This is a genomic window from Accumulibacter sp. (genome assembly GCF_032229525.1).
In the GTDB taxonomy this organism is placed as follows: Bacteria; Pseudomonadota; Gammaproteobacteria; order Burkholderiales; family Rhodocyclaceae; genus Accumulibacter.
In genome coordinates this window covers 18,552-35,510 of record NZ_JAVTWB010000203.1, presented here as the reverse complement: position 1 = coordinate 35,510, position 16,959 = coordinate 18,552, and the positions used below count along the sequence as shown (strand labels likewise).

The following is a 16,959-nucleotide window of genomic DNA, read 5'->3' as shown; positions in this document are numbered from 1 at the left end:
ATGGGCTACAAGTACCAGTTCATCACCCTCGCCGGCATCCACAACATGTGGTACCACATGTTCGATCTGGCACAGGACTACGTCAAACGCGGCATGACTGCGTACGTCGAAAAAGTGCAGGAGCCGGAATTTGCGGCGCGCGATCGCGGCTACAGCTTCGTCTCGCACCAGCAGGAAGTCGGCACTGGTTACTTCGACGACGTCACTACCGTGATCCAGGGCGGCACCTCGTCGGTCACCGCGCTGACCGGTTCGACCGAAGAAGAGCAATTCCACTAAGCAGCAATTCAGGTCCGGAAAAAGCCGCGCATTGCGCGGCTTTTTTTCTGCCGGACAGCAGCAAAGTACTCGGACGCCTCCCGCTCGCGAGCACATCGCTCACTGCAGACGATACCGCGATTTGCCGCTATCCTAGGTTGCCGTAACCCCGCCGTGAGCCCGGGAATATGAGTTATCGCTACCCTCTGCACATCCACATCTCGACGCTTTTCACCGCGCTGATTCTGGTCGTGTGCGGTGTTCTGGCCGGCATCGGCTATAAACTCAGCAGCGATCTGCTGGAGGCATCCGCCACCGAGCGCACCGCCCGCATCAGCCGCGAGGCGCAGCTGGAAATGCAGCGCATCATCCAGCCGGCCGAAGTGGCGACCCGCTTGCTGAGCCTGCAGCAGGTAACGCAGGCGACCAATCTGAAGGAGCGCCTCGAGAGCCTGGAATTCCTGCGGCAGGCGCTCGACAGCTCCCCCGCACTGTCGTCGGTCTACGTCGGCTACGCCACTGGCGATTTCTTCCTCGTCGGCCGTGTCGGCCAGGGCAGCGAGGCAGAGGCGGCCCGAGTGCCCACGGGCACGCGCTACGTCGTGCAGAGCATCGAGCGAAGCGAAGCGGAACCCCGTGGGCGCTATATCTATTTCGACGCCGCGCTGCAGACGCTGCGCGAGGACGAGCGGCCGGACTACGCCGCGGCTTATGACCCCCGGCAACGCATCTGGTATACACAGGCACTGGCCTCTTCAGCGCCGATCAAGACGCCGCCCTACCTCTTTTTCTCCAGCCGCCAGGTCGGCACCACGTTGGCCAACCGCAGCGGCGACCGCCAGGCCGTCGCCGCTGCGGACATTCTGCTGCACAGCCTTGGCCAGATGCTTGCCAGACAAAAGGTGACACCCGGCAACCTGCTGGCCATTGTCGACGCCCAGGGCTACGTACTGGCCTACGAAGACGTCTCCCGACTGGCTTTACCCTCAGTCACGGGCGACGGCAGACCGTCCCTCGCGCGCCTCGACGAGTTGGGGGCAGCGGCGCTGGCACCCCTTCAACAAACAGTGACCAGCATGCCGCGCGAGGGAATACGGACGCTGCGCATCAAGGTCGCGGGCACCGCATGGCGGGCCTCGATAAACCAACTGGACCTGAAGGACGTGCCACCGCTTTACGTCGTCACCACCATCCCGGAAAGCGAACTGATGGCCGGAGCACTGCAGCTGGTGCAACAATCGGCAATCGCCACGCTGCTCGTTCTGCTGCTGACGATTCCGTTTACCTGGCTGCTCGCGCACAGCATTTCGCGCTCCCTTGGTGGCCTGGCCAGGGAAGCAGAGAAGATTCGCCACTTCGAATTCTCGCACCCGATCACGCTGGAGTCTTCGATCAGGGAAGTCAATCAGCTGGCGGGAACCATGGACGCGATGAAACAGACGATCTGCCGCTTTCTTGAGATCAGCCACGCCATCGCTGCCGAGCAGAACTTCGACCGCCTCTTGCCACGCCTGCTAGCCGACACCCTTTCGGCATCCGAAGCCCGCGTCGGTGTGCTCTATCTGGCCGAGGGAACGCAGCTTCACCCCGCGGCTGCGCTCGACAAATCCGGAGCGACACTGGCTGCAAAGCCGCCAGTGCTCGATATCTCCCGTGCTGGCCCCCTCCTCAGCTCCGCCCTCGCCGATGGCATCGCGCGTGCCGACCAGCTCCAGCCGGAAGATCTCAGCAGCCTCGGCTTCGAGACCATCGAGCTGGGTGATGCCACCGACGCCATCGCCGTACCCTTGCTTGACCGCAAGGGCGAACTTCTTGGCGCCATATTTCTCCTGTGCAATACGCCAACGGACGACACCCGCCTCAGCTTCGTCAAAGCGTTTTCCGGGTCGGCAGCCGTGTCGCTGGAAAGCAAGGCCTTGATCAAGGCTCAGAAGGACCTCTTCGAAGCCTTCATCCAGCTGATCGCGGCGGCGATCGACGCCAAAAGTCCATACACCGGCGGCCATTGCGCCCGCGTCCCCGAACTGACCAAGATGTTGGCCCGCGCCGCCTGCGACGAGAGCAGCGGGACCTACCGCGATTTCCAGTTGACCGAGGATGACTGGGAAGCGGTACACGTGGCGGCCTGGCTGCACGACTGTGGCAAAGTCACGACTCCCGAATACGTCGTCGACAAGTCCACCAAGCTCGAAACCATCCACGATCGCATCCACGAAGTGCGGATGCGCTTCGAAGTGCTCAAGCGTGACGCCGAGATTGCCTGCCTGCAGGCCATTGCCGGTGGCGCCAACGAGCAGTCCGCACGGGCCCGTCTGGCAGCTGCCCAGCAGCAGCTCGATGACGACTTCGCTTTCGTCGCCAGCTGCAACGAGGGCGGCGAGTTCATGGCTGCGGAACGAATCGACCGCCTCAAGGCGATCGGCGGCCGGCGCTGGTTACGCACCCTCGACGACCGCATCGGGATCTCGCAGGATGAGCAACTGCGCAAGGCACGGACCCCCGCCGCCGCCCTGCCCGTCGCCGAGGCGCTGCTCGCCGACAAGGCGGAACACATCTTCCCACGACCACCGCAAGATCGCCTGTCGGACGACAACCGCTGGGGGTTCCACATGGCTGTCCCGGCAGCGCTCTACAACCGCGGCGAGATCTACAATCTCGCCGTCGGACGCGGCACCTTGTCGGCAGAGGAGCGCTACAAGATCAACGAGCACATCGTACAGACGCTGATCATGCTCTCGCAACTACCTTTCCCCAAACACCTCCGACAGGTGCCGGAGATAGCCGGCGGGCACCACGAGAAGATGGATGGTACCGGCTACCCGCGGCGCCTCAAAGGCGACGAGATGAGCCCGTTGGCACGAATGATGGCCATTGCCGACATCTTTGAAGCCTTGACGGCGGTTGACCGGCCGTACAAGAAGGGCAAAACCCTGTCCGAAGCCATCAGCATCATGTCGCGCATGCGCAACGAGCAACACATCGATGCCGATCTTTTTGCCCTGTTCCTGCGCTCGGGCGTCTATCTCGACTATGCCCGACGCTTCATGCGCACCGAGCAAATCGACCCGGTAGACGTCGACAACGTGCTCGGCAATACCCCCCCCAAAAAAAATACGCTCTGACGCCACGCCTGGCCTCTGCTTGAGCCACCGGCCGCAAGCAGCCTGCCATGACCCGCCTCAGGAAGCGCCGGCACGGGGATGGTGCCGGCTGCCATGGCAATCCCGTCGACAGCGACACTCGTGGCGCAGTAAGGGAACTGTCAGCTTTCTTTACAATACTGACTGAGTACCGGATGCGCCCCCCGCAGAGAAACACCGTAAATACCTGCTTTAATTATAATTCATGTTTCGTGGCATGGTTATTGCTTTTCCTGACTGTCTGCCCAACCACCGTTCGGGCACGTAAGTTTGACGATCACTCCCTGCGGGAACATCACCATGAAAAGCATTATCGGAGCTGCGATGCTGACCAACGCCATGCTGGCTTTGTTCGCCGCCGGCCTCGCGCGACCAGGCCTTCGCCGACATCCGCGCGCGCTGTGGACGTGACACCAGGCGGCGCGATGAGATACCCGACCCAGGCCGCCAGGCGCCACGAATCAGGGAAGCAGGAACTGCAATCGGTCCAGCCGACGAAGCAGCCGACCTCGTTACCCGAGCTTGGTCCGACAAAGGACGTCCGCCCCAGCCCCTCGCCTTCACCCTTGCGGTCAGAAATTACGCCACGCGCCGAACAGCCTCTTCCCGACGTCGCCCATGAATCGATCGCTCCGGTGAAAACGAAAGTCTGCGTCAAATGCCACCAGGAAAAAACGCTGCTGGAGTTCCACAAGAACTCGCGCAGCGCTGACGGACTGCATTCCTATTGCAAGGACTGCAACCGGGCCCAGGCGCTGGCGCACATCAGGGCGGAAAAAGCCAGAAAAGCGCTGCTGCGGGCCGCCAAAAAAGCGGCTGCCAACAGCGCTGAGTAGGGTGCGAGCGCTGCACTGAAGGGCAACACCGACCTTCGGAAAAGGCCAGCCAATCGCCTTGCTTTCCCCGGCTTCAGTTGCGCCGCGGTCGCACGATTGCACTCGCACCGCTTGCCCGCACCAACGCGCAGGGCAGCGCATCAGCTTCCGAGCCGCCAATACCCCGGGTCGCCAAAAGTCGTCTTCAGCTGGTCAATGAACAGCCGAACGCGCAGGGACAAATGCCGGCGCTGCGGAAATACCGCATAGATGCCCACTGGCGGCGCACTGTAAGCGTCGAGCACGGAGAGCAGTCGCCCGCCACGCAGATCGTCGCCCACTTCCCACATCGATCGCCAGGCCAGTCCCTTGCCGGCCAGCGCCCATTCGTGCAGGACCGCGCCGTCGTTGCACTCGAAGGTTCCCGCCACCTTGCGCTGCACCACCTCGCCGCCCGGCAGATCGCGTAGCGCCCAGCCGCGCTGCTGATCCAGAGCCAGGCAATTGTGCGCCGACAACTCGAGCGGGGTACGTGGTATGCCGTGATCCACCAGATAGGCAGGACTGGCCACGACAACGCGGCACATCTCGCCGAGCTTGCTGCTCGCCAGGCTCGAATCGGCCATCTCGCCGATACGTACGGCGCAATCGACGCCCTCGTTGAGCAGATCAACCACTCGATCGGTCAGGTCGAGCCGGACACTGACGTCGGGATGAGACTGCATAAAAGTAGCCACCTGCGGCGCCACGTGGCGTCGCCCAAAACCGGCCGGCGCCGACACTTTGAGGTGACCGCTGGCCCGAAGAGCGCCGAGTGAAACCGCAGCTTCCGCGTTCGCCAGGTCGTTGACTATCCGCTGGCAGTCTTCGAGGAACGCCTGTCCTTCGAAAGTCAAGGACAGCTTGCGCGTCGTCCGCAGCAGCAGCTTGACGCCGAGGCGCGCCTCAAGGGCGTCGAGCCGCCGTCCGATGATCGCCGGGGTGACGGTTTCCAGCTGCGCAGCAGCCGACAGACTGCCGCGTGTCGCCGAATTGACGAAGGCGTGTATTTGCTTGAGGTGATCCATGAGCGCTTTTCAATACAAAAAGTAAAAGATACTTTGATTTTATTCCCTCTTATCTTTCACTGCTGTATCTAATACAATCATCGCACTGCATCACAACCCTTCGACAGGAGCCACCCATGAGCCTCAACTTGCCCGCCGGCATGGAAATCAACGCGCCGATCCAACCCGGTTACGAATCGATTCTGACTGCTGATGCCCTGGCTCTGGTCGCCAAGCTCCACCGCGCCTTCGAAGGGGTCCGCCAGGAGTTGCTGCAGGACCGCATCGACCGACAGGCAGCCATAGATGCCGGCGAAATGCCCGATTTTCTGCCTGAAACCAAAAACATTCGCGAGGGTGACTGGCGCGTCGCCCCGCTGCCCAAGGCGCTCGAACGCCGCCACTCGGAAATCACCGGCCCGGTCGAAGCCAAGATGGTCATCAACGCCTTCAACTCGGGCGCCGACTCGTATATGGCAGACTTCGAGGACTCCAACAGCCCGAAGTGGGAGAACCAAATCCAGGGCCAGGTCAACCTCTACAAGGCAATCCGGCGCGAATTGTCCTTTGTGAACGAAGCCGGCAAGGAATATCGCCTTAACGACAAGATCGCGACGCTGCAGATTCGTCCGCGCGGCTGGCACCTTGACGAAAAGCACGTCACGGTCGACGGGCGGCGCGTTTCCGGCGGCATTTTCGACTTTGCGCTGGTCTTCTTCCACAACGCCAAGGAACAGGTCGCACGGGGCGCAGGCCCCTTCTACTACCTGCCAAAGATGGAATCGCATCTGGAAGCACGGCTGTGGAACGACATCTTCGTCATGGCCCAGGATCACATCGGCTTGCCGCAGGGAACGATCAAGGCCACCGTGCTGGTTGAAACCATCCTGGCCACCTTCGAGATGGAGGAAATTCTCTACGAACTGCGTGAGCACTCGGCCGGCCTCAATGCCGGGCGTTGGGACTACATTTTCTCGTGCATCAAGAAGTTCAAGAAGAACCCGGACTTCTGTCTCGCCAATCGCGCCGCGATTACCATGGAAGTCCCGTTCATGCGCAGCTACGCCCTGCAACTGGTCAAGATCTGCCATTCACGCGGGGCACCGGCGATGGGTGGCATGAGCGCCCTGATCCCGATCAAGGGCGATCCGGAAGCCAATGAAAAAGCCCTCGCCGGCATCCGCCACGACAAGGCGCGCGACGCCAAGGATGGTTTTGACGGTGGCTGGGTCGCCCACCCTGGCCTGGTTTCGATCGCCGCCGAGGAGTTCCACAAGGTACTCGGCGATCGCCCGAACCAGTGGGAAAAGCAGCGCCACGAGGTATTCACGGCTGCTGATTTCCTCGATTTCCAGCCCTCGCAACCGATCACCGAAGCCGGCGTGCGCAACAACATCAACGTCGGTATTCACTACCTCGGCAGTTGGCTGGCCGGCAATGGCTGCGTGCCGATCCACAACCTGATGGAAGACGCCGCCACGGCCGAGATCTCGCGCTCACAGGTCTGGCAGTGGGTAATCTCGCCGAAAGGTGTCCTTGACGACGGTCGCAAGGTCACTGCGGCGATGGTGCGCGGCATGATCGCCGAAGAACTTGCCAAAGTGACGGCAGCGGTCAGCGCTCAAGGCGAAGATACCGCCACCTACGATCAAGCGGCGGTGATTTTTGACAAGATGGCGCTGACCCCTGACTACCCGGAGTTCCTGACCTTGCCGCTCTACGAAGCGATGGACTGAAAACTGCGCTCACCCGGCCACGGCGGCGATTGCCGTGGCCGGTGCAACGCGGAGAGGCGCCCGGCGGAATTCGCCGTGCGCCTCTCCGCGTTGCGCGGTCCGAACCCACCGCCAGGCGCATCCAACCGCGCTCACCGCGACAATCTTCCCGGAGCAGCTGTGCGACAATGGGTGCAGCTTTCGCTGCGCCATCGCATCGCCACCGCGGCCCACGTCGGTCGCCGTGCGCCCCCCCCGCGCCAAACAGGAAGGATAGACCGGCCTTATGCCTGATCTTGCTTCACCGACTTTCTGGATCGCCGTCCTCCAGATCATCGCTATCGACATCATGCTCGGTGGCGACAACGCGGTGGTCATCGCCCTGGCGTGCCGGAAACTGCCACCGAAGCAGCGCAAGAAAGGGATTCTTTGGGGTGTCGTTGGCGCCATCGGACTGCGCATCGTACTGATCTATTTCGCCCTGCAACTGCTGGCCATCCCCTACCTCAAGATCGTTGGCGGGCTGCTGCTGTTCTGGATCGGGATCAAACTGGTCATACCGGAAGACGAGGATGCGCACGGCAACATCGCGGGCAGCGCCTCGTTGGCGGGAGCGATCAAGACGATCATCGTTGCCGACGCGGTAATGAGCATCGATAACGTCATCGCGGTGGCTGCAGCCTCACACGGATCGATCGTTCTGGTGATCTTCGGTATCGCCGTGTCGATCCCGATCGTCGTCTGGGGCAGCAAGCTGGTACTTGTCCTGATGGATCGCTACCCGGTGGTAATCACGGCCGGCGGCGGGCTCCTCGGCTGGATTGGTGGCGGCATGCTGCTCACCGACCCGGTAGTTCCTCCTGGCTGGCGGGAGGTCTCTGCGCACGGTAGCCTTCTGGCTTCGGCACTGGGCGCAGTGCTGGTTGTCGCCACCGGAAAATGGCTGGCCAGCCGCCAGCACGCAGCGCATGCAACGCCCGTGGCCGCTCCGGCGACCCCTGAGAAACTGACGCAAGGACAACAGAAATGAATCCCCATTGGCTGCTTCCCGTTGACGGCTCGCCGGCGGCGCTGAGAGCCGTAGAGTACGCCGTGCACGAAGCACTCGCTGCCACCAGCCCGCCGGCGATCACGGTGCTTAGCGTGCAGACGGCCTTACCATCGGACATCACACGCTTTATCAGCAGTGAGGTCGTCCACGACTACCACCGCGAAAGCGGAGAGGCCGCATTAGCCAGCGCGCGCGCCAAATTGGCGGCGGCAGGTCTAGCGTACGCGATAGATGTCCTGGTTGGCGAGGTCGCGCCGACGATCGCCGATTTTGCCAGAGAGCACGGCTGCACGCTGATCGTCATGGGTTCTCGCGGCCTCGGCTCGGTCGCCGGCATCCTGCTGGGTTCGATAACTACCAGAGTCGTTCATCTCAGCGACCTGCCGGTGGTGGTAGTCAAGTAGGCAGTTAGGCCGTTGCACCACTGCGCCGAGCACCGCACAGGCCAGCGTGGCTATTGCTGGCGGCGAGCGACACCAAGCGCGCGACGCCAGCCCCGTCAGCGGCAATCCAGCGCGCAGTACCAGTGAGGCAGCGGCGAAACACCTGGACCATGCCGAAGCTGTGCTCTTACAGCACGTAGCGTGACAGGTCCTCGTTCTTCGCCAGTTCGGCGAGACGAGCGTCAACATAGCCGGCGTCAATGGCGAGAACCTGTGGACCGCCCTCGCTCGCGGAGAAAGACACCTCTTCCAGCAAGCGCTCCATGACTGTGTACAAGCGCCGAGCGCCGATGTTTTCGGTTCTCTCATTGACCGACCAGGCGATCTCGGCCAGGCGCCTGACGCCATCCGCAGCGAACTCCAGGGTCACCCCTTCGGTCGTCAGCAGCGCTTCGTATTGCTTGGTCAGGCAGGCGTCGGTCTGCGTCAAAATGCACTCGAAGTCGGCAACCGACAGCGAATCGAGCTCGACGCGAATCGGAAAGCGCCCCTGCAACTCCGGTATCAGATCCGACGGTTTCGCCAGATGGAAGGCGCCGCTGGCAATGAACAGAACATGATCGGTGCGGATCATCCCGTACTTGGTCGACACGGTGGTGCCTTCGACAAGCGGCAGCAAGTCGCGCTGCACGCCCTGGCGCGAGACGTCGACGCCGTGAGTCTCGCTACGCGAGGCGATCTTGTCTATTTCGTCGAGGAAAACGATACCGTTCTGCTCCAGGTTGCGCACCGCGTCGAGCTTGACTTCCTCATCGTTGACCAGCTTGGCCGCTTCCTCGTCGATCAGCAGGCGGCGGGCCTCTGAAATCTTCAGTTTGCGTGCTTTCTTGCGACCACCCCCGATATTCTGAAACATCCCCTGAATCTGCGAGGTCAGCTCCTCCATTCCCGGAGGAGCAAAAATCTCGGCCTGCATCGATGGCGTCGTCACCTCGACTTCGATTTCCTTGTCGTCCAGTTCACCCTCGCGCAGCTTCTTGCGAAATTTCTGCCGGGTCGTACTCTCGTCACTCGCTTGCGTGTCGTTGAAAAAATTGCCGCGGGCTGATGGCAGCAGTGCGTCAAGAACGCGCTCCTCCGCCGCGTCCTGGGCACGCACCCGCACGCCCTTCATGGCCTGCTCACGGCCACTCTTGATAGCGATCTCGGCGAGGTCGCGGATGATCGTTTCAACGTCGCGCCCGACGTAGCCAACCTCGGTGAATTTGCTCGCCTCGACCTTGATGAATGGCGCGTTGGCCAAGCGCGCCAGGCGACGCGCGATTTCGGTCTTGCCCACCCCCGTCGGACCAATCATCAGGATGTTCTTCGGTGTAATCTCCTGCCGCAGAGGCTCGGCCACCTGCGCCCGCCGCCAGCGGTTACGTAGTGCGATGGCCACCGCCTTCTTGGCCTTGCCCTGGCCGACGATGTGTTTGTCCAATTCGTAGACAATTTCCTGCGGAGTCATGGACGGCATATTTATTCCAGCACCTCGATGGTGAAGTTCTGATTGGTGTAAATGCACAGCTCGCTGGCGATCAATAGTGACTTGCGGACGAGTTCGGCAGGATCGAGTTCGCTGTTTTCGACCAGCGCGCGCGCCGCCGAGTGCGCAAAAGCGCCACCCGAGCCAATCGCGACGATGCCGTGCTCCGGTTCGACCACGTCGCCATTGCCGGTGATGATCAGGGAATTCTCACGGTCGGCAACGGCCAGCATGGCTTCAAGCCGGCGTAACGCCCGATCACTGCGCCAGTCCTTGGCCAGTTCGACGGCCGAGCGCAGCAGATTCCCCTGATGCTTGTCGAGCTTCGCTTCGAAGCGTTCGAACAGCGTAAAAGCGTCAGCGGTACCACCGGCAAAGCCGGCGAGAATATCGCCTTTGTGAATACGTCGGACCTTGCGCGCGCTGGCTTTGATCACCAGATTGCCAAGCGTCACCTGTCCGTCACCGCCCATGGCAACACGCGTGCCCCGACGCACGGACAGGATCGTCGTACCGTGGTACTGATCCATCCAGAACTCCTGTTGGTGGTGCTAATTTCTAGCGAGAACGACGTCAGCTACCGCCCGCAGGCCGACGACGCGGAATAACTCGGCAAGCAGGTAGTTGGGATGACGGAAGACTATCTGCTTGCTGGATCGTTTGAGCTTGACCTTGGTCAACGCATTGAGCAGGGATCCCGCACTGAGGAAATCCATCCGGGTCACTGCCGAGCAGTCGATCAGCACCGGATCGTTGGCATCGGCGTAGGCCTGCAGGTCAGCAAAGCGCGAGCCCTTGACATCGCCTTTGATCACATAGGCTTCGGTCAGCAGCCGATCGCTTACCGCCTGCACCAGCGGTGCGGGCTCGGCACCTGCTACCCGATCGAGCTCCCAGGAAGGGGGCGATATTTCGAAGGTCACCGCGTAATCGATTGCCATCTCCTCGAAGACCTCCACCTGCCCACACAGCTGACAGAGCTCCAGTTTCAGCAGCCAGCATGCCCGGTCTTCCAGGCGCCCGGCCACGATGTGACTATCCACCAGCGCGGCGAGATCATCGCGACCCAGCAGTTCGACCTCACCTTTACCCCTGCGAACCTGCTGCAGTAGGGCAAGCAACCGTTCGCAACCGGCCGCATCCAGCTTGTGCACCTTCGACAAATCCAGGCGAAGCTGCGAATTCTTCTTCAGCGCCAAGCGCACCGCCTCGAAACCCTGGTCATTGTCGCCGGTCAACTCGCCGCTGAACAAGGCGGTGCCGACCACCTTCGCCTGCACCGGCTGTGCCGCCGCCATCTCCCGCCAAACCGGCGGCGACCTTTCAAAAAGCTGCGTGTACTCAACGGCCAAGGCCTCGAAGGCGGCTTTCTGGCTGGTCAGGCGAAAGGTGTCGAAAAGCATCAGCCACAAGCGCTCGCCCGGACCCGAGCGGTGAATGCGCGTCGAATTCTCCAGCAGTGCTCGCGCTGCGGCATCCTGAGCGTTGGCAAAAAGCATTGCCGCTTCTTCGGCCGCGGCATCAACCGGATCAACTTCTGCCTCGACCTGAAACTCCGCGGCAATCTCACTGAACACAAACTCGCTCATATCCATCGGCGGAGCCTCGGCATTGCTTACCCGTGAGGCGAACGGGACATCCGACGGCGACAAGCCGAGCGGTCCAGCGGACGCTTTCTGCTTTGCTTGCTGCGACCCGTCAGAACCGTCCTCCCGCTGGTCTTTTGACCGCGGCACGGCCGTTGGCCGGGCAACCATTTTCTTTTCCGGCGGCTGCCTCTTGAAGAAGGAGAAGACCATGGGCGAAAGGTGCTGCGGATGATTTTGCGATGGATTGATCTTGTAACACATCGCCCAACGCACTGCAATTTCAATCCCGGCTGCTCGCACGAGTCGCCCCCGTACGGTTCAGGCCGCGGCACAGCGAGCCCCCAGAGAGGGCACATGAAAACCTCAAAAAGGCCAAGCACGGTGGGCGTCAGTCGCCACCCGTTACCACCGCCGCCCCGCAAAACATGACGAAAGCCTTGGTCACAATCTCGCGTGCGAGCGCCCGGACGATGAACACCAGACGACTGCGATGATCCTCGTCCGGCCAGGCGGGCAACACCGCTTCCGGATAGCGCACATGCTGCACACAATGCACGACCCGTGGTGCGGCCTCGCCTTCAACGCCAACCAGTCCCTTGACCCGCAGGATTCGTTCGCCGCAGGTAGCGAGCAGGAGGTCGATCGCCTCGGCAAATTCAGGCCAGACGAACGGTTTCTCAAAGTGCAGCACGAAGGCATTGATCGACGGATCGTGGCTGTGGGCATCGTCGGCATGCTGCGCTTGCCCCGCAATGTGGGTCAGGGCAACCCTCTCCTCAGCCAGCCAGCGGCGAACGTTGATGCTGCTGGTCACCGGGTCATAGAGGCCGCAGCCCAGAATTTCTTCGGCGCCGATCACCCCCTGGCGCACCTCGATCCGTGACGCGCCAGGATTGATGCGCCGCAGGCACCACTCGACCCGGGCAATGTCCTCCGGCATCGCCAGGTCACATTTGGTGAGCAACAGACGATCCGCCATCGCCACCTGCCGGACCGCCTCGAAATGGTCTGCCAGCTGACCGTTGGCATGGGTGACATCGACCGCCGCGATCACCGCGTCGATGCGGAAACGGTCGGCGATGAAGAAGTCCTCAAGCAAGGTGTACAGCACTGGCGCCGGATCAGCCAGACCGGTCGTCTCGATCAACACCCGCGAGAACGCAGGTATCTCGCGCCGCAAGCGGCGCATGAACAGGTCCCGAAGGCTACGCGCCAGCTCGCCGCGGACGCTGCAGCACAGACAGCCGGACGCCAGGACGACGATGTTGTCGTCGAGTTTGTCGACCAGGTGGTGATCGACGGCGACATCACCGAACTCGTTGATCAACACTGCAGCATCGGCCAGCGCCGGTTGCCGCAGCAAGTGGTTGAGCAGCGTCGTCTTGCCGGCCCCGAGAAAGCCGGTGAGAACGGTCACCGGGATCATCCGCTGCAGCTCTAGCGCAGCCATCGACGTCGCCGTGCAGGCAGCGCACGGACCAGACCAGCAGCGATCAACCCGCTGCGCGAAGCCGCTTGATCGACCTTCACCGGGAGCCTCCGGCACACTCGGCGCAGCGCCCACGCAGGTCGAGTTCGAGGCGTGACAGGGCAAAACCTTCCGGCAAGATCGGTGCTGCCGGCGGCGCCGTGTCGAGACAGAACACGCGCCCACAGGTTTCACAGCGGAAATGCGTATGCGCGGCGTGCTCGCCGGCAACCGCAGCTGAAAAGCGAAACACCCGCTGCCGATCGGTATTTCGGTGCGCCAGTCCGCTGTCGACCAGCCAGTCGAGAACGCGATAGAGGGTCACGCGATCGAACGCCAGGTCACCCAGCGCTTGTTCTATTTGCTGGTGGCTCAGCGCCGCCGGCGCAGTCCGCAGAAGCCGTAGGACGCGGACGCGCGCCGGGGTGGCGCGCGCACCCGTCTGCCGAATCAGCAGGGCGACGCTGTCGATTTCGATCAGTCTGTCGACGGTGGGACTAGCGGTAGTCGTCATGGCCGCAAATTTAAGCACAGCCACGCGGCAGACACCAGACAATGAAAACCGTCGCGGCCCAAGGAAGATCTCACCATGGCGCAGGGACGCGTAAGGTTTCGAACCCCTCAGGCGACCAACCGTCAAATCCTCGTTCAGGAGAGAAAGATGTCTTTCACCCACAAATGGTCGGCAGCGGCCGCCGGCCTTGGCCTGTTCTGCCTGACCCTGTCACCGACAGCGCAAGCCTTGAGCTGTGCGAAGCAGAGCCCTGCCCACCGGGTGGCGTTGGTCGAGTTGTACACTTCCGAAGGCTGCAGCAGTTGTCCGCCAGCGGACCGCTGGCTGGGGGAACTGTCGAGCAGCTTTTCGGCCGAACAACTGGTGGCGCTGTCTCTGCACGTGGATTACTGGGACTATATCGGCTGGCAGGATCCCTTTGCTCAGCCACGCTTTACCGAGCGCCAGAGATGGCTGGCGGGCCTGGCCAGGTCAAGTACCGTCTACACGCCGGAAATCTTTACCGGAATGAAAGAATTGCGCGGGTGGCACAGGCCAGCAGCCTTTACCGAGCGCGTCGAAGCGATCAACCGCATGTCGGCAGGCGCCGACATCAATCTGCAAATGGAACCGGCAGGGGACTCAGCGGTCAATCTGCAGGCACGCTTCGTGCTCAAGGGAGGCGCGAAAGCAGAGGCAATCGTGGTCGTTTACGAGAACCGTCTGGTCAGCGAAGTGCGCGCCGGCGAAAACCGTGGCGTCAAGCTGCAGCATGAACGCGTCGTGCGCTTCTGGTCGCCAACCATACCGCTCAACGCGGCGACCGGGCAGACAGTCTGGCAGCAGACCCTAAAGCTTCCCGCCGACTGGCAGCGCGACCAGCTCGGCGTCGCAGCATTCGTCCAGGACCCGCAGGCCGGCGACGTACTGCAAGCGGTATCGATACCTGGCTGCCCCAGCAAGCAGCAGGCGGCCGCTCGTATCAACAGCTAGTTTTTCCGAGGAGAAAACAATGGATCGTCGTCAATCACTGAAATGGCTGGGCGGCTTGACTGCCTTCATCCTGCCGGCTGCCGCCCCAGGCCCGATCTGGGCCAGTGCGAACGCCGGCCCCGGCCTGCAGAAGCCGAAAGGCGAATGGGCCACCTTGCTGCCGCCGGCCGCTTATCGCGTCCTTTTCGAGGAGGATACCGAACGCCCCGGCACCAGCCCGCTGAACCAGGAGAAACGTGACGGGACCTTCGTCTGCGCCGCCTGCTACCTGCCGCTGTTCGACAGCTCGACAAAATACGAGAGCGGCACCGGTTGGCCCAGCTTCTGGCAGCCGCTGCCGGCGGCCGTAGCCACCAGGACCGACTTCAAGATCATCTATCCGCGAACCGAGTACCACTGCGCCCGCTGCGGCGGGCACCAGGGCCATATTTTCAATGACGGCCCGAAGCCGACCGGCAAACGCTACTGCAACAACGGTGTAGCGCTGCAGTTTGTCCCGCGTGACGAGAAACTGCCGGAGCTGCGGACATGAACACGCGCCGGCTTCTTGCCACACTCCTGCTACTGGTCCTCGGTGCAAGTGCCGGCGCTGCCGAGCAACCCGCCGCGAAGACAAGCACGGTTCGGACGGCGATCTTCGCCGGCGGCTGCTTCTGGTGCAGCGAGGCAGATTTCGAAAAGCTGCCCGGCGTTACTGGTGCAGAGTCCGGCTATACCGCCGGCCAGACGGTCAACCCGACTTACCAGCAGGTGAGTTCGGGAAGCACCGGCCACACCGAGGCGGTGCGCGTCAGCTACGACCCGCAGAAAGTGAGCTACCCGCAGTTGGTCGAGTATTTCTGGCGGACCATTGATCCGACGGTCAAGGACCGGCAATTCTGCGACGTCGGCAGCCAGTACCGCAGCGGCATCTACTGGCAGAACGAAGAGGAGCGCAAGGTTGCCGAAAACAGCCGGGACGCCCTGCTGGCGAGCGGCAAACTGCCGCGCATCGAGACCGAATTGCAGGCGGCCTCGGCCTTTTACCCGGCCGAAGAGTATCACCAGAGCTACTACAAGAAGAATCCGATTCGCTACGCCTACTACCGCAGCGGTTGCGGCCGCGACCTGCGCCTTCAGCAGATATGGGGTAGCAGCAAGTAAGCGTTGGCAAGCGTGGTCAGCAGCAGGCGCTGGCTACACTCAGTCCACCTGGCAGAGCAGGCCCTTAAGATACTCACCCTCGCTGAAATGCAGCGCCACTGGGTGGTCTGGCGGCGCGGACAAGCGGCGCAGGAGGCGTGCGTCACGCCCCGCACCAACTGCCGCATCGGCGACAATCTGCTGGAAGTACTCGCTGCGGATGCCGCCGGAGCACGAGTAGGTCATCAGCAAGCCACCCGGATTGAGCAGACGGAAAGCGAAGACGTTGATGTCGCGATAAGCGCGCGCGGCACTTTCCGCGTGCGCCGCCGACGGGGCGAATTTGGGCGGATCGAGGATGATCAGGTCGAAGCGCTGCCCATCGCTCTTGAGCGCGCGCAGGCTGTCGAAGACGTCGGCCTCGCGCCACTCGCAACGACTCGCATCGAGCTGCGGATTGAGCGCAAGATTGTCGGCGGCCGTCGCCAGCGCGGGACCGGAGGAGTCGATCGACAGCACGCTGGTGGCGCCGCCGGCCAGCGCCTGCAGCGAGAAACCGCCGGTGTAGCAGAAGCAGTTGAGCGTTGCGCGACCGGCCGCCAGCTCGCGGGTCAGCAGACGGTTGTCGCGCTGATCGAGATAGAAACCCGTCTTGTGACCGGCAACGACGTCGACCTTGAGGCGCACGCCGTTTTCAACGATCACCAGCGCTTCGTCCGGAGCCTCGCCGAGTACCCAGCCGGTTACCGGCTCGAGGCCCTCGAGTCGGCGGACATCGGAATCGGACCGCTCGTAGATCCGCGTGCAGCCGGTTGCCCGCTGCAATGCTCCGATGATCGCCGATCGCCATTTCTCGGGGCCGGTAGCCGTCAGTTGCAGCACCACGGTGTCACCGTAGCGATCAGCGATCAGACCCGGCAAACCGTCTGATTCGCCATGAACCAGCCGCAGGCCGTCCTGCCCGCGCAATTCCGGCATCATCTGACGACGTTCGACGGCGGCCTGAATGCGGCGCTTGAAGAAGGCATCGTCCACCGTCTCGTCCGGGTCGAAGGTCCACACCCGGGCGCGGATTTTCGATTCCGGGCTCCATGCCGCCTTCGCCAGCGGCCGGCCGTTTGCCGCGACCACATCGACGGTATCACCCCGCCGCGCGCGACCGCGCAAGCGATCGACAGACGCGGCAAAAATCCACGGGTGGCGGCGGGCGAGCGAACGATCCTTGCCCGGCAGAAGAACGAGTTGAGCCATGCTGAGTATCCGGCACCCGGCGCGGCGGCCGGGCAGCAATGAAGGGTGAACGACGCTGCGCAGTGTACACCACTACACCACTCCACCACTCCACCACTCCACCACTC

Annotated in this window: 15 protein-coding genes and 1 pseudogene; 9 read left to right on the top strand and 7 right to left on the bottom strand. The window is 62.4% G+C overall.

The genetic code is table 11. The features are described from left to right. The 3 genes and pseudogenes from RUW20_RS16015 to RUW20_RS16005 form a co-directional block, all read left to right on the top strand. A pseudogene (locus RUW20_RS16015) lies at positions 1 to 279 on the top strand (isocitrate lyase); the annotation flags it as partial. 167 nt (positions 280 to 446) lie between these two features. Next, entirely contained in the window at positions 447 to 3,380 is a 2,934-nt protein-coding gene (locus RUW20_RS16010; RefSeq protein ID WP_313953222.1) for an HD domain-containing phosphohydrolase, read from the top strand. Positions 3,381 to 3,427: 47 nt separating this feature from the next. Continuing rightward, complete coding sequence (locus tag RUW20_RS16005) at positions 3,428 to 4,234, top strand: hypothetical protein (protein ID WP_313953221.1); 807 nt, start codon at positions 3,428 to 3,430, stop codon at positions 4,232 to 4,234. Positions 4,235 to 4,374: 140 nt separating this feature from the next. Here RUW20_RS16005 and RUW20_RS16000 read toward each other — a convergent pair whose 3' ends face one another. After that, positions 4,375 to 5,280, bottom strand: a complete 906-nt coding sequence (locus RUW20_RS16000; protein WP_313953220.1) for a LysR family transcriptional regulator — start codon at positions 5,278 to 5,280, stop codon at positions 4,375 to 4,377. A gap of 116 nt (positions 5,281 to 5,396) precedes the next feature. Between RUW20_RS16000 and aceB the strand changes: the two genes are divergently transcribed. The 3 genes from aceB (at position 5,397) to RUW20_RS15985 (ending at position 8,429) form a co-directional block, all read left to right on the top strand. After that, on the top strand, positions 5,397 to 6,995 hold the full coding sequence (aceB, locus tag RUW20_RS15995; RefSeq protein ID WP_313953219.1) for a malate synthase A: 1,599 nt from the start codon (positions 5,397 to 5,399) through the stop codon (positions 6,993 to 6,995). 265 nt (positions 6,996 to 7,260) lie between these two features. Beyond that, positions 7,261 to 8,004, top strand: coding sequence for a TerC family protein (locus RUW20_RS15990; RefSeq protein WP_313953218.1), 744 nt, complete (start codon positions 7,261 to 7,263; stop codon positions 8,002 to 8,004). Further along, entirely contained in the window at positions 8,001 to 8,429 is a 429-nt protein-coding gene (locus RUW20_RS15985) for a universal stress protein (protein WP_313953217.1), read from the top strand. Before RUW20_RS15990 ends, RUW20_RS15985 begins: the two co-directional genes overlap by 4 nt. A gap of 166 nt (positions 8,430 to 8,595) precedes the next feature. Here the strand turns inward: RUW20_RS15985 and hslU are convergent, their stop codons facing one another. From hslU to RUW20_RS15960, 5 genes are all read right to left on the bottom strand, one after another. Then, on the bottom strand, positions 8,596 to 9,927 hold the full coding sequence (gene hslU, locus RUW20_RS15980) for an ATP-dependent protease ATPase subunit HslU (protein WP_313953216.1): 1,332 nt from the start codon (positions 9,925 to 9,927) through the stop codon (positions 8,596 to 8,598). Between the two features lie 2 nt (positions 9,928 to 9,929). After that, on the bottom strand, positions 9,930 to 10,466 hold the full coding sequence (gene hslV / locus RUW20_RS15975; RefSeq protein WP_313953215.1) for an ATP-dependent protease subunit HslV: 537 nt from the start codon (positions 10,464 to 10,466) through the stop codon (positions 9,930 to 9,932). A gap of 21 nt (positions 10,467 to 10,487) precedes the next feature. After that, on the bottom strand, positions 10,488 to 11,531 hold the full coding sequence (locus tag RUW20_RS15970) for an STAS domain-containing protein (RefSeq protein ID WP_313953214.1): 1,044 nt from the start codon (positions 11,529 to 11,531) through the stop codon (positions 10,488 to 10,490). 382 nt (positions 11,532 to 11,913) lie between these two features. Next, a complete protein-coding gene (locus RUW20_RS15965) occupies positions 11,914 to 12,975 on the bottom strand; it encodes a GTP-binding protein (protein WP_313953213.1) in 1,062 nt (353 codons plus the stop codon). A gap of 76 nt (positions 12,976 to 13,051) precedes the next feature. Next, entirely contained in the window at positions 13,052 to 13,507 is a 456-nt protein-coding gene (locus RUW20_RS15960) for a transcriptional repressor (protein WP_313953212.1), read from the bottom strand. A 147-nt stretch (positions 13,508 to 13,654) separates the two neighbouring features. On the opposite strand from RUW20_RS15960, the gene RUW20_RS15955 reads away from it, so the two are divergent. From RUW20_RS15955 to msrA, 3 genes are read left to right on the top strand one after another with little or no spacing between them, the layout of a single operon-like run. Continuing rightward, entirely contained in the window at positions 13,655 to 14,479 is an 825-nt protein-coding gene (locus RUW20_RS15955) for a DUF1223 domain-containing protein (RefSeq protein ID WP_313953211.1), read from the top strand. A 19-nt stretch (positions 14,480 to 14,498) separates the two neighbouring features. Continuing rightward, positions 14,499 to 15,011 carry a peptide-methionine (R)-S-oxide reductase MsrB gene (msrB, locus tag RUW20_RS15950; protein ID WP_313953210.1) on the top strand — a complete coding sequence of 171 codons (513 nt, stop codon included), beginning with the start codon at positions 14,499 to 14,501 and terminating at the stop codon, positions 15,009 to 15,011. Continuing rightward, entirely contained in the window at positions 15,008 to 15,622 is a 615-nt protein-coding gene (gene msrA, locus RUW20_RS15945) for a peptide-methionine (S)-S-oxide reductase MsrA (RefSeq protein WP_313953209.1), read from the top strand. The genes msrB and msrA overlap by 4 nt, the downstream gene beginning before the upstream one ends. Positions 15,623 to 15,661: 39 nt before the next feature. On the opposite strand, the gene RUW20_RS15940 is transcribed toward msrA, so the two are convergent. Beyond that, positions 15,662 to 16,852, bottom strand: a complete 1,191-nt coding sequence (locus RUW20_RS15940) for a class I SAM-dependent methyltransferase (RefSeq protein WP_313953208.1) — start codon at positions 16,850 to 16,852, stop codon at positions 15,662 to 15,664. Between the last annotated feature and the right edge of the window lie 107 nt (positions 16,853 to 16,959).

What these genes read in the sequence shown, in the direction of transcription:
- RUW20_RS16010 (WP_313953222.1), top strand. Translation starts at nt 447, where the DNA reads ATGAGTTATCGCTACCCTCTGCACATCCACATCTCGACGCTTTTCACC.
- RUW20_RS16005 (WP_313953221.1), top strand. Translation starts at nt 3,428, where the DNA reads ATGACCCGCCTCAGGAAGCGCCGGCACGGGGATGGTGCCGGCTGCCAT.
- RUW20_RS16000 (WP_313953220.1), bottom strand. Translation starts at nt 5,280, where the DNA reads ATGGATCACCTCAAGCAAATACACGCCTTCGTCAATTCGGCGACACGC.
- aceB (WP_313953219.1), top strand. Translation starts at nt 5,397, where the DNA reads ATGAGCCTCAACTTGCCCGCCGGCATGGAAATCAACGCGCCGATCCAA.
- RUW20_RS15990 (WP_313953218.1), top strand. Translation starts at nt 7,261, where the DNA reads ATGCCTGATCTTGCTTCACCGACTTTCTGGATCGCCGTCCTCCAGATC.
- RUW20_RS15985 (WP_313953217.1), top strand. Translation starts at nt 8,001, where the DNA reads ATGAATCCCCATTGGCTGCTTCCCGTTGACGGCTCGCCGGCGGCGCTG.
- hslU (WP_313953216.1), bottom strand. Translation starts at nt 9,927, where the DNA reads ATGCCGTCCATGACTCCGCAGGAAATTGTCTACGAATTGGACAAACAC.
- hslV (WP_313953215.1), bottom strand. Translation starts at nt 10,466, where the DNA reads ATGGATCAGTACCACGGTACGACGATCCTGTCCGTGCGTCGGGGCACG.
- RUW20_RS15970 (WP_313953214.1), bottom strand. Translation starts at nt 11,531, where the DNA reads ATGGATATGAGCGAGTTTGTGTTCAGTGAGATTGCCGCGGAGTTTCAG.
- RUW20_RS15965 (WP_313953213.1), bottom strand. Translation starts at nt 12,975, where the DNA reads ATGGCTGCGCTAGAGCTGCAGCGGATGATCCCGGTGACCGTTCTCACC.
- RUW20_RS15960 (WP_313953212.1), bottom strand. Translation starts at nt 13,507, where the DNA reads ATGACGACTACCGCTAGTCCCACCGTCGACAGACTGATCGAAATCGAC.
- RUW20_RS15955 (WP_313953211.1), top strand. Translation starts at nt 13,655, where the DNA reads ATGTCTTTCACCCACAAATGGTCGGCAGCGGCCGCCGGCCTTGGCCTG.
- msrB (WP_313953210.1), top strand. Translation starts at nt 14,499, where the DNA reads ATGGATCGTCGTCAATCACTGAAATGGCTGGGCGGCTTGACTGCCTTC.
- msrA (WP_313953209.1), top strand. Translation starts at nt 15,008, where the DNA reads ATGAACACGCGCCGGCTTCTTGCCACACTCCTGCTACTGGTCCTCGGT.
- RUW20_RS15940 (WP_313953208.1), bottom strand. Translation starts at nt 16,852, where the DNA reads ATGGCTCAACTCGTTCTTCTGCCGGGCAAGGATCGTTCGCTCGCCCGC.